8 protein-coding genes are annotated in these 11,547 nt (G+C 33.1%); 2 read left to right on the top strand and 6 right to left on the bottom strand.

Going from position 1 to position 11,547, the window contains the following annotated elements; genetic code table 11:
- Nucleotides 1-22 precede the first annotated feature (22 nt).
- Nucleotides 23-892 (top strand): D-amino acid aminotransferase, encoded by an 870-nt coding sequence (locus CGEO_RS06220; protein ID WP_075494380.1) that lies wholly within the window; start codon nucleotides 23-25, stop codon nucleotides 890-892.
- Nucleotides 893-1,871: 979 nt separating this feature from the next.
- Here the strand turns inward: CGEO_RS06220 and CGEO_RS06215 are convergent.
- Complete coding sequence (locus CGEO_RS06215) at nucleotides 1,872-3,989, bottom strand: bifunctional C40 family peptidase/M15 family metallopeptidase (RefSeq protein WP_172658115.1); 2,118 nt, start codon at nucleotides 3,987-3,989, stop codon at nucleotides 1,872-1,874.
- A gap of 55 nt (nucleotides 3,990-4,044) precedes the next feature.
- Between CGEO_RS06215 and CGEO_RS06210 the strand changes: the two genes are divergently transcribed.
- On the top strand, nucleotides 4,045-5,385 hold the full coding sequence (locus tag CGEO_RS06210; protein ID WP_075494381.1) for an ATP-dependent DNA helicase: 1,341 nt from the start codon (nucleotides 4,045-4,047) through the stop codon (nucleotides 5,383-5,385).
- Nucleotides 5,386-6,011: 626 nt separating this feature from the next.
- On the opposite strand, the gene lolA is transcribed toward CGEO_RS06210, so the two are convergent.
- The 5 genes from lolA to gabT all read right to left on the bottom strand — a co-directional run bounded on the left by lolA (nucleotide 6,012) and on the right by gabT (nucleotide 11,212).
- Nucleotides 6,012-6,524, bottom strand: a complete 513-nt coding sequence (gene lolA / locus CGEO_RS06205; RefSeq protein WP_075494382.1) for a LolA-like outer membrane lipoprotein chaperone — start codon at nucleotides 6,522-6,524, stop codon at nucleotides 6,012-6,014.
- Complete coding sequence (locus CGEO_RS06200) at nucleotides 6,521-7,072, bottom strand: YcxB family protein (protein ID WP_075494383.1); 552 nt, start codon at nucleotides 7,070-7,072, stop codon at nucleotides 6,521-6,523. The genes lolA and CGEO_RS06200 overlap by 4 nt, the downstream gene beginning before the upstream one ends.
- Before the next feature lie 247 nt (nucleotides 7,073-7,319).
- Nucleotides 7,320-8,525 (bottom strand): aromatic amino acid transport family protein, encoded by a 1,206-nt coding sequence (locus CGEO_RS06195; protein WP_075494384.1) that lies wholly within the window; start codon nucleotides 8,523-8,525, stop codon nucleotides 7,320-7,322.
- On the bottom strand, nucleotides 8,526-9,953 hold the full coding sequence (locus tag CGEO_RS06190; protein WP_075540375.1) for an NAD-dependent succinate-semialdehyde dehydrogenase: 1,428 nt from the start codon (nucleotides 9,951-9,953) through the stop codon (nucleotides 8,526-8,528).
- A 2-nt stretch (nucleotides 9,954-9,955) separates the two neighbouring features.
- The gene (gene gabT / locus CGEO_RS06185) at nucleotides 9,956-11,212 is read right to left on the bottom strand and encodes a 4-aminobutyrate--2-oxoglutarate transaminase (protein WP_075494386.1); all 1,257 of its coding nucleotides are present in this window, start codon (nucleotides 11,210-11,212) and stop codon (nucleotides 9,956-9,958) included.
- Nucleotides 11,213-11,547 lie beyond the last annotated feature (335 nt).

Genomic DNA, 11,547 nt, shown 5'->3' with positions numbered 1-11,547 from the left:
TTAAAAAGAAAAGAGAGAAATTATGTCTAATGAACTTAGTGGCATAGTCTATGTAAATGGCGAATTTATGGACGCAAACGAGGCTAAAGTTAGTGCTTTTGATAGGGGTTTTATCTTTGGCGATGGTATTTATGAAGTTGTTCCAATCGTAGCTGGAAAACTTGTAGATAGAAAGAATTTTTGGGAGAGATTTGAGCGAAGTTTGGCGCAAATTGAGCTAGAAATTCCGCTAACTCATGATGAGTATGAGAAGATGTTTTATGAACTGATAGAGAAAAATAACATCAAAGAGGGCGCTGTTTATACGCAAGTTACACGTGGTGTTGCGATGAGAGACTTTGATTTTATACAAAATGCTAAACCTACTTGTTTTGCGTTTGCATATCAAAAAGATATATTTAATAACCCTTATGCAAAAACAGGTATCGAAATCGTAAGCGTTGAAGATATTAGGTGGAAAAGGCGAGATATAAAGTCTGTTTCGCTTCTTGGTCAATGTATTGCGAAACACGAAGCGCACAAAAAAGGAGCTTTTGAATGCTTTATGGTGGAAAATGGGCTTGTAACTGAAGGAAGCAGTTCGACTGCTTTTATCATCAAAGATGGAGTTTTGATAACAAAACCTTTGAGTAACGAGATACTGCCGGGCATTAGAAGAAAGGTCATACTTGGCTTTGCAAGCGATGCTGGACTTAAAGTAGAAGAAAGAGCTTTTAGTATGCAAGAGGTTTATGGCGCAGATGAGGCGTTTATAAGTGCGGCTACATTGATGTTGCTTCCTATAATTAAGGCTGATGGAAAGCCGATAAATGGTGGAAAAGTTGGTAAATTTGTTCCGATTTTACGTGATATGTATGCAGCTCATCTTAAAAAAGAGGCTGGAGTTTTATAAATTAAAATAAATTTGGATAAGTTTTTTAGAATTTATCCAAATTCTTACCTTCTACTAGATAAATTTTATAAAATAAATATCTAAATTTTAATTATAAAACAAGTTTTGATACAAAAATTGTTTAAGTAAAATCATCCTGAAGAAGTGCTTGATGAAAGCAGCTATATTGTTTCAATACAAAATTTGTTTAAGCAAAATAGGTTAGAATACCGCTGTTTAATCTTTGCTCAAATTTGTTTCAATACAAAATTTGTTCAAGTAAAATTTTCTTATTTAAAAATCCCTTTTAAAATTTCTGTGTTTTAATACAAATTTTAGCTACAAAACAACTAAAACATTAAAATACTATTTTAATATATGGTATTTTAAAATAAAATAAAGCTTATTAATTTCCATATAAACAGGTCTAAAGTCAGTAAATTCAGAGTAGGAAAATTAAATTTATAAACATAATTTATATTTTACGCTAGATAAAATTAACTTTGATGTTATAAGTAGAAACTACAGTTTCTAAGATGAAAAAGAGTCATAATTAGCGTTTTTTACATCTTAAACAAATCAATTTTGCAATATGTCGCTAAACGCAAGATGAGTTTAAAATGCCTTGTTTTAGAGTACGTATTAATAAGTAACCAAAGTTGTCATGATAATCAAACAAATGCAGATATAAACTCTTCTCTTGTACTTATCTTGCGAGTAATAAATTGTCGCAAATAAAACCCATAAAAACTCTGTGTTGTTTCACTAAAAATTTTATGCCATAATTTAACAAATATAGATAAAACCTAATATACCGACTTTAATTATGTTAACTCTAAAAGATAGCGATTTAAAAAATACAGATTAAAAAAGCCAAACACTAAAAAAGAGATTATAATAAATTAATATTTTTACAAAATTAAAATTTTATAAATTTATAGAAAAACCTAGATTTTAATTTATCTTATTTTAATTTATTTTAAAAGCTACATTTATGCGACTAATTGACAAAAAATTCAGGGCGATACTCAAAGTGCATAGTATCGTAATGCTTCCAGCGCCCACCCCAGATAAAACCGTGTTTTTCAAAGATTTTAACTATCGCAAGTGGAATTTGGTTAGTGAATTTAAACTTTTTATCCCACTGCCAATAGTTGCTTTTTGCTGCATTTATATCGATGGCGATGCCGTAGCTGTGGGCTGATGGGCGGTTTGTTTTAGCGATTTTACGCCATTTAAACGTTCCGCCGATATCTTGCAGAAATGCTAAATTTGACAAATCCTTACTAACTAGCTCATCAAGCTCATCACTAACTTTGCTAAGTGCCGCCGCTGCGCCATTTTTTGAGTTGAATTTTAGCTTTAAATTTAAGCTGTTTTTTAGCCACACGACATCTACTAAATTTGCTTTTACTTCTTCTTCGCTAGAGCCGTAAATTTTACCTAAAAACTCATAGTTTCTAACTCGTCCGATATCGTTTTTTGGTGCTAGAATTTGGCTAAAAGCAGGGTAAGTTCCGTTTATCATATCCTCTATATCGCCATTTTCTAAAAGCTCTTTTTGGCTTTTTTTAACTTTATCATCAAATTCCAAGCTTGTTTTATCTTTGAAAAATACTCTGTTATCTACTAAATTTACACCATACGACTGTTTTAAAATCTCGCTTGCTGTGCGCTTTTGTTGTGATGGTTCTAGCGTTTTGCTAGCGCTATCATTTTCAAATTTATTTTGGTTAATTAAAGCTTTGCTATCTTTTAAACCGCTTTGTGCTTGTAAAACCAAATTTGCCTCGTTGCTTTGGTTTTTATCTTCTGGCAAAATGCTCATAGATGTAAGTCTTGATAAGAGTAACTTATCATTTGATATATCTTTTCTATCTTTTCCTATCTCAAGAGTTGTTATCGCAGTTTGTCCGATAAGTGCGCGCCCACCACTTTTTGTGCCGATTCCCCACGCGTTGTGCGTGATAGTAACCTTGCCATCAACCACGCCCGTATAGAGCATAACGTGACCTGGCATATACAAAACACTTAGATACGGCGTGCCATCTTTTTTGATAATCTCAAGTTTTTCATCATTTGAAAGTCCGGCTAAATTTATACTTTTATAAACGTTTGCTTGTGCTTTTGAGTTTCGTGGTAGCCAAATTCCAAAACTAGCCATAATGTCTTTAGTAAACAACGAGCAGTCTCTATAGTAGCTAAATCCGCCCCAGCCATACGGCTCGCCAAGGATGCTTGCGATGGATTTTTTTATATTTTTATCGCTTAGCACGGCTGGCCAAATGGTTGCGTTTTCTTTTGAGATGTGATAGTTTTTTAACCCTTTTTGAGTAAAAACTTTGCCATAAAAGTTATCTTTATCGCTTCGTTCAAACATCAAAATAGTCCCAACTCGCCCGTAAAAAAGGAAGTTTCCATGGCTATCTTTTATGGGCGTTCTATCTTTTAAAATGGTTATGAAATTTGAGTTTTTAAACATATTTGTTTGTTCTTTTGAGATAAATTTAACATCTCTTGTATCGACCCAGCCCCACACGGCGTCATTTTGCACAAAAGCAAAATCCCCATCTTTGCTTAGATGAGATACAAAAAGTGGGTAGTTTATGCCTAAAGTTGAGTTTGAAAGATAGTCAAATGGATATCCTTCGCTTGGATTTAGCTTTAAGTCATAAAAAATCGGCTCGTGTGTCGGAATGTTTCGTAAAAATGTGTTTTTAACTGTAATTGCTGGTAAAGATAGAGCTCCAAAGGCATTTTCGTTTGCGTTTTCTTTAACTTTGTTAAAAAAATCATCGCCATAAGCGCGTCTGCTTGGTGAGTAATATGTTCTAAATTTGTTATTTTTATATGTTTCAAGTCCCCAAAAAGCATCTTTTTTAGGCGTATCTGGCTTGGTGTTACTCCATACTTTAAAGTATCTTTTTAGAAAAACATTTTTATCAAATTTAAGTGGATTTGTTATGGCTGGTAAGATATTTACATCTTGTTTTAAGTCCAAATTTAGCAAACTTAGGTGGTTTGGATACTGCGAAGAGTCCAAATCTGCATCTTGTTGTCTGGTAGAGCAAGAGATAAAAAAGAGTGCGATGAGCGGTAAAAGAAGAAATTTTGACAAATCCAAATCCTAATGTAAATTTTTGGATATAATTCTATAAAAAATAGGATAACTGTTGATTAACCAAATACTTGAAATTTTAGAAAACTCAAATGTATTCTTAACCGGTGGTGGCGGCGTTGGCAAAAGCTACACAACGCAAAATATAATGCAACATTATAAAGATAACAAGAAAAATGTTGTAGCCTTAGGAAGCACTGGCATAAGCGCTGTAAATATCGGCGGCATGACGCTTCACTCGTTTTTTTGTCTTGGAATTTGTAAAAATATCGATGAGCTTAGAGGTTATGATAAAAGCAAATGGCGAAAGCAAAAGCTTAGTGATTTAAAGAAAATTTTAGAAAAAACTGACTTGATAGTTATAGATGAGATTTCGATGGTTTCAGCTGAGCTTTTTGATCTTGTGAGTTACCGTTTGGCAAATTCAAATTTTAAAGGCAAGCTACTTGTGGTTGGAGATTTTTACCAACTTCCTCCGGTTATGAAAAAAGATGAGGAGAAAAACAGATCGCTTTTTTACTCAACATACGCTTTTTCAGCTCTTTCTTGGAGAAATTCAAAGTTTGTTTATATAGAAATTTTAAAGTCAAAACGAACTGATGACTTGGAATTTTATGAGAATTTATCTCATATAAGAGTTGGAAAACTAAACCAAAAAACGATAAATTATATACTTAAATTTATCTCTAGTGAAATTCCGCTAAATGGCGAAAATACCGTTCTTTTTGGTAGAAACAAAGAGGCTGATGAGCTAAATAAATTTATGCTTGAAAAGCTTGCAAATGATACCGAAATTTCACAAGGGTATTATGAAATTTACTCCTCAAATTTACCAGATGATAGAGTTGAAAAATGGCTTAAGAATTTAAATGTTGTGGATAGTTTTGAGTTTAAAATCGGTGCAAAAGTTATATTTACTACTAATAAATACTCGCTAACTCATGAGAAAATTTTATTTTATAATGGCGAGAGTGGAACCATAAAAGATATAGAGAAAAAAGATGGGCAAATCGAGTCGATTATAGTAGAAAAAAACAATGGAGAAATTATAGAAGTAGAGCGAAATAGCTATGATTTAACCGAAATCGCCATTGAAAGCGATAGCCTAGACTACACTGTTTTAGCAAGCTACTATCAGTTTCCAATACGCCTAGCTTATGCCATAACGATACATAAATCGCAAGGAATGAGTATAGAGAATTTGGTTTGTGATTTAAACAACATATTTACCGATGGGCAGCTTTATGTAGCGCTTTCTCGCGCGGTTGATCCTAAAAAACTAAAGATTATTTATAACAAAAAAGAGAGCTTTGAAAGCTATATAAACCGAGTTGTAAAAGTAAATGATGAGGTTAGAAATTTTTATAACGAGCAGGCGTTTATATACTTTGAATAAATTTAGTGCTTTTAAAAATACAGGTTAGGGTAGTTTTAATTTGCGAAATTTATGGTTTTAAAATGTTTGATAATTTTTAAGATTGTTTTTGTTTTTAAACGTTTTATTGATATTTTGCATTAAATTTGTACTTTTAAAGCTAAATTTGATTTGCTTTTAGTGAAAATAAATTTTTAAAAAAGCAAGTAAATTTTTAAAGATAATGGCAGTGAGTAGTCGTTTTAATTTTATAAATTTATGTTTTGTGATTTAAAAAAATATTTTAAATCTTTGCTTAAATTGTCTTTTTTAAGCTTTTTAGTTTAATATTTTTATATTACATACACATAAATTTTAATAAAAATTATCTAAATTTATAGTAGTAAATAGCTAAAAACATATCGCTAATTCCTAGATTTTCTAAATTTATATTCTAAAATTTTGCCAGCAGTATCTTGTAAAATTTAAGTTCAAGTTAAAATAGTTTTTTAAATTTGACCGCAATTTTCGCTATATTTAGTCATATTTTTTAATAGTTTTTATAAATTTAAAATACATTTTTCTACGCTTGGAAATCTCTAATTGATATAGAAATTTCCAAACTAAATTTGTATTTTTACACAACAAGTTATTTTAAAACTTATATATCATTGAGTGATGATATCATATCCTTTTGGTATAATCGGCTCAAGTTTGCTCTCATCTATAGGCTCATCTTTCTTGACATTATTTAGCTTAATTTCTATATCATTATCAAGCTTATCTTTATAACTTATTTTGCTAATAAGATTATTTTCTAGCTCTATTTTATATGTTATATCATCAAATTTAGCGCTATAGCTTCCATCTTTTTCTTTTTTTGCGCTTTGTAAAACTGCGGTTAAATTTGGAATTTGATCTAGTTTTGTGAGTATGGCTTGCTCTAAATCGGGCTCGATAGATACGACGCGAGTCTTGCTAAAGTAGATATCTTTAAGATTTGGCGTGCTGTAGTGCCAAAAAGCAAGCTCTTTTGTCGTGATAAAATTTCCACTATATTTTATGCTACTTCCATCACTGGTTACTGTTTGTGTAAAATCGCTGCTTAAAGTGTTAAACTCAAGCGGGTTTGCAAAGGCAAAATTTAGGCTAAAAAGCAGGGTTAAAAAGAGTTTTTTCATAGATATTTCCTTATTAGTTTATCATTGTTTTCTATTGATATGCCTAGATTTAAAGCTTTTGCTATGTGGGTTGTAAATGCTAGATTATTTGGGCTGTCATTTGGCACTATAATCGCAGTATTTTCGCCAACAAAGATATAAAACATATCTCCAAATTTTACTATCTTTTTGATATCTTTTGCGCTAAATTTGTTAAAAGAGTTATTCTTTTGTATCGATACGCAAATTTCGTTATCTTTATAAGACGCTGTTATCTCTTTGTTAATGGAGTTAATAAAGTATTTTTGTATATATTTTTTAAACTGTTTTTTAACGCTAGATTTAACATAAAATGGGTAAAAACAAAGCATTAAAATAAAGACTAAAAACAAAATAAATCCATTTGTTGGTGATGAAGTATATGATATATAAAAAATCGCAAAAAGCCAAATTCCTACAGATAAAGAGCGCCAAAAAAATCTTTTTTTTCTCTCTTTTGGATTGGTTTCATATATATAAAGCTGATAAATTAGATAGTCTAACTTAGTTAGCTTATAGCTTATTTGCATATTTTTCCTTTGAAATTTTGTAAAATCGGATAATTTTAACCGCTTTTGTTAAATAGATAAATTTTATTATTTTTTGATAATGGTTAAATAAATAAGAAGTTAGCAAATTTAGACCAAATTTAAATTTTTATATATTTTTAAGGTTTAAATTTAAAGAGAAGATGTTTTAAAAAATTTATAAGATAAACAAGGCTAAATTTGGAGATTAAGATAAAATCTCCAAATTTATCTAACTTTTTATTTGATTTTACCAGCCAGCAGGCAAGTATCCAAGCTTTGAAGCGATAGCATAAACCGCGCTTAAGCAGTAAAGCACGATAATGCTTACATAGATAAATGGACTAGTCATCCAGTTTGGGCAGTGCCAGATGTCATCTTTGTTTGTGCCTTTTTTTCTTGAACCTTTTAAAATCATAATAGGCATAATACTAAGCACAACGCCACTAAATACCCCGACAAAATACAGAGCATCAACAAAGCTAACAAACCCACTATAAGCAAGGAAAAACGGTGGAACAACGACAACTACAAGAACTCCGGCTCTAACAAGCATATCATTATCTACTTGCAAACTAAATTTATCTGCTATGTTTGTAAAAAAGCTTCCGCCAAGTCCCCAATAAGATGTAAGCATAGCAAAAAGTGCAAAACCGTTCGCAACAAAAAACGCCCAGCTACCAAGCGCCTCGCCCCAGCCAATAGTTGCAACTTGAGTTATATTATCAAGCCCACTTAGCGATATAACAGAAAGTGGCACAAGAGCAAGCAAAACAAAGGTTGTTCCCATACCAGCGATTACTGCTTTAGGGAGTTGTTTTGGATTATGCGCAAAACCTCTTGCCATCTCAGGTACGATGTACTGAGCGCAGTAGATAAAGACAACAACGTTAAAAACTGGCACCATATAAACCCAATCGCCTTCAAAAATATGCGAAAAGTCGGTTTGTGGAGTTAAAAATGTAGCGACAATCAATACTAACAAAAGTATTATCATAGCCGCCGTTACGAACTTCTCACCTCTACCAATCGCCTTTAGTCCAAACCATAAAACACCAGCTGCTGGTATAAAAAACAAAATGCTTCCAAGCTTTTTATCTATGCCAAAAAGCGAGTGCATCAAATCTCCACTTCCACTCATATAAGCAATCAAAGCGCCGATTGAATTTACAGCAACTGAAGCAAACATTATCCAAGAGCCAACGCCACCAACATAACGTTTAGAAAGCCCACTAAGCTGCTCGTGTTCTTTGGTTCTTAAAGTTGCTTCTGCAACATAAAGCATGGTTATCGTTGTTAAAATTCCAACCAAAACAAGCCAAAAAAGAAGCGGTAAATACCCAGCTTTTCTAGCCGCAAAAGAAAGAGATAAAATCCCAGCGCCGATGTTTGTGCCTACTATCATAGACACGCCTTCGCTAAATTGTAGTCTTTTGACTTTTAAAACATCAGACATCTACTCTCCTATATCTAAGCAAGTGTATTTTAGTTGAGTGTACTCATCTATGCCGTATTTGCTGCCTTCTCTGCCAAGCCCACTAAATTTAACCCCACCAAATGGCGCTACTTCGTTTGATATCGCTCCTGTATTTACTCCAACCATGCCGTATTCCAATGCTTGTGAGATTTTAAACTGCCTAGATACGCTTGTAGTAAAGATATAGCTTGCTAGTCCAAAGTCGGTGTTGTTTGCAAACTCGACTACCTCTTCATCGGTTTGGAATTTAAAAATAGGGCAAAGTGGTCCAAATGTCTCTTCTTGTGCTACTAGCATATCTTGCGTTACATCTTGCAAGACTGTTGGCTCAAAAAACGTTCCGCCTAGCTTGTGAGTTTTGCCACCAAGCAGGCATTTAGCACCTTTATTTAGCGCATCTTTTATATGCTCTTCTACTTTTAAGACCGCTTTTTCATCGATTAGTGGACCTTGTTTTGTGCTCTCTTTCAAGCCATCGCCAACTTCTAGTTTTGCTACTGCTTTGGCTATCATTTGAGAAAATTTATCATAAATTCCCTCTTGCACATAAATTCTGTTTGCGCAAACGCAAGTTTGACCGCTGTTTCTAAATTTACTCGCTAGTATGCCATCAACCGCTTTATCTAAATTTGCATCATCAAATACGATAAATGGTGCATTTCCGCCAAGCTCTAAGCTTAGTTTTTTCATAGTTTTTGCACTTTGCTCATATAAAAGCATTCCAACTTCGGTTGAGCCTGTAAAGCTAATCTTTTTAACTATCTTGCTATCGCAAAAGCATTTGCTAATCTGACTAGCGCTACCGTTAATAACTACAAAAAGATTCTCATCAACTCCGGCTTCATAAGCTAAATTTGCTAAAGCATACGCACTTAGTGGAGTTTGACTTGCTGGTTTTAGTATCATCGAGCAACCAGCTGCTAGAGCGGGAGCAGCTTTTCTTGAAATCATCGCACTTGGAAAATTCCAAGGCGTTATAGCAGCAGTTACACCAATAGGCTCTTTTGTTACTAAAAGTTTTTGATCATTTCTAACACTTGTTAGTATATCCCCATCAACGCGGCGCGCTTCTTCGGCAAACCATCTTATAAAACTTGCACTATAATCAACCTCGCCTCTTGCTTCATTTATGCTTTTTCCTTGCTCTAAAGTCATGATTTTAGCTAAGCTCTCTTTGTGCTTTTTCATAAGCTCATACCATTTATATAAAATATCAGCTCGTTGCAAAGCTGTCTTTTCTCGCCAATTTTTTTGCGCTATTTGCGAGCTTTTTATAATCTCTTCAAGCTCGCTAACGCTTGTTTTTTTAACATAGGCTAGAACTTCTAAGTTATAAGGGTTTGTTACTGCTATGGCATTTTCTACTTTTTCAAAGCTGATATCTTTGTGTTTTAAAAGCTCTTTCATCGTTATTCCTGTGCTTTGATAGCTGCGTTTTTAAAGATTTGTAACGCTTTTTTAAAGGTTTCATCTTCGATTGTTAGTGGATATAAAAATCTAATGACATTTGAATGCACGCCACAAACTAAAAGTAAAAGCCCATCTTTCATGGCATTTTCTTGTATTTTTTTAGCAAAAGTGGCATTTGGATTTTCATCATCACCAAATTCAATCGCAACCATAGAGCCAAGACCTCTTATATCACTAGCTTCTTTTAAATTTAAGCTCTTTAAAAACTCTTTTAACTCATCTCCTAGTTTGTTTGATCTATCTAAAAGTTTCTCTTCTTTAAAAACTTCCAAAACAGCCAAAGCAGCGACTGTGCTAAGTGGATTTCCAGCGTATGTTCCACCAAGACCACCTGGCTCAACACTATCCATAATCTCAGCTTTTCCACAAACTCCAGATAAAACCATACCTCCAGCCAAGCTTTTTGCCATTGTCATGATATCGGCTTGCTCGCTAAAATGCTCCATCGCAAACAGTTTTCCAGTTCTTCCAAATCCACATTGAACTTCGTCTGCTATTAAAACTATTCCAAATTTATCGCAAATTTCTCTAAGTTTAGCAACAAAATCTTTTGGCGCGACGTTAAATCCACCCTCTCCTTGAACTGGTTCAAAGATAATCGCAGCGACATCATGAGGCGCTATGTCGCTTCTAAAAATTCTCTCTAAGCTTTTAATAGCATCTTGTGTTGAGATGTTTTGAGTTTTGCTCGGATAAAGAGCGTGGAAAACGCCATATTGCATAGCGCCAAAGTTGTTTTTATAAGGTTTTACTTTGCCAGTTAGTGCTAAAGTCATCATAGTTCTTCCATGAAATGCTCCTGTAAATGCGATAACGCCACTTCTTTTTGTATGCGCTCTTGCGATTTTAACGGCATTTTCGACAGCTTCTGCGCCAGTTGATAAAAATATCGCTTTTTTATCGCCTTTTATAGGGACTACGTTGCAAATTTGCTCCGCTAGGCTGATATAACTTTCATATGGACTTATCTGAAAAGATGTGTGAGTAAAGCAATCAAGCTGCTCTTTTACCGCTTTTACGACTTTATCGTGTCTATGACCGATGTTTAAAACGCCTATACCGCCAGCGAAGTCTATAAATTCTTTGCCATCCGTAGTAGTTATGGTAGCGTTTTTTGCTGATTTGACATACCAATCACACATTATACTTGCGCCACGTGGCAAGAATTTAGCCTTTTTTGCATCAAGAGTTTGCATTTTCAATCCTTAATTTTGAAATTAGGGCTAAATTATACAGAGTGCGACTTATTTTTTGATAAAAAAATTATTATAATGTCATTTCTTATGCGTTGTTTTAAGAAAGGAGTAAATTTGTATTATATACCTAAAAGCTCGATTTTATCAGCTTCACGTTATTGAATTTAAATTTAGTAAATGATTGTCGTTATTATAAAGGCTATGATGTAAATTGAGCAAAGTTTTAGAAATTTTTAAATTTAATATTTTAAAATTTTATATAATTCAGTAAATTTTCTATCATAAAGTTTAAAACAAACTTAAAATATATTTAATATAGCTTATATAAATCTTAC

The sequence above is a fragment of the Campylobacter geochelonis genome, from assembly GCF_013201685.1.
GTDB classification, from domain to species: Bacteria; Campylobacterota; Campylobacteria; order Campylobacterales; family Campylobacteraceae; genus Campylobacter_B; species Campylobacter_B geochelonis.
Note: the sequence above shows the minus strand (reverse complement) of the source record. Positions and strands in the feature narration are given on the sequence as shown.

What these genes read in the sequence shown, in the direction of transcription:
- CGEO_RS06220 (WP_075494380.1), top strand. Translation starts at nt 23, where the DNA reads ATGTCTAATGAACTTAGTGGCATAGTCTATGTAAATGGCGAATTTATG.
- lolA (WP_075494382.1), bottom strand. Translation starts at nt 6,524, where the DNA reads ATGAAAAAACTCTTTTTAACCCTGCTTTTTAGCCTAAATTTTGCCTTT.
- CGEO_RS06200 (WP_075494383.1), bottom strand. Translation starts at nt 7,072, where the DNA reads ATGCAAATAAGCTATAAGCTAACTAAGTTAGACTATCTAATTTATCAG.
- CGEO_RS06195 (WP_075494384.1), bottom strand. Translation starts at nt 8,525, where the DNA reads ATGTCTGATGTTTTAAAAGTCAAAAGACTACAATTTAGCGAAGGCGTG.
- CGEO_RS06190 (WP_075540375.1), bottom strand. Translation starts at nt 9,953, where the DNA reads ATGAAAGAGCTTTTAAAACACAAAGATATCAGCTTTGAAAAAGTAGAA.
- gabT (WP_075494386.1), bottom strand. Translation starts at nt 11,212, where the DNA reads ATGCAAACTCTTGATGCAAAAAAGGCTAAATTCTTGCCACGTGGCGCA.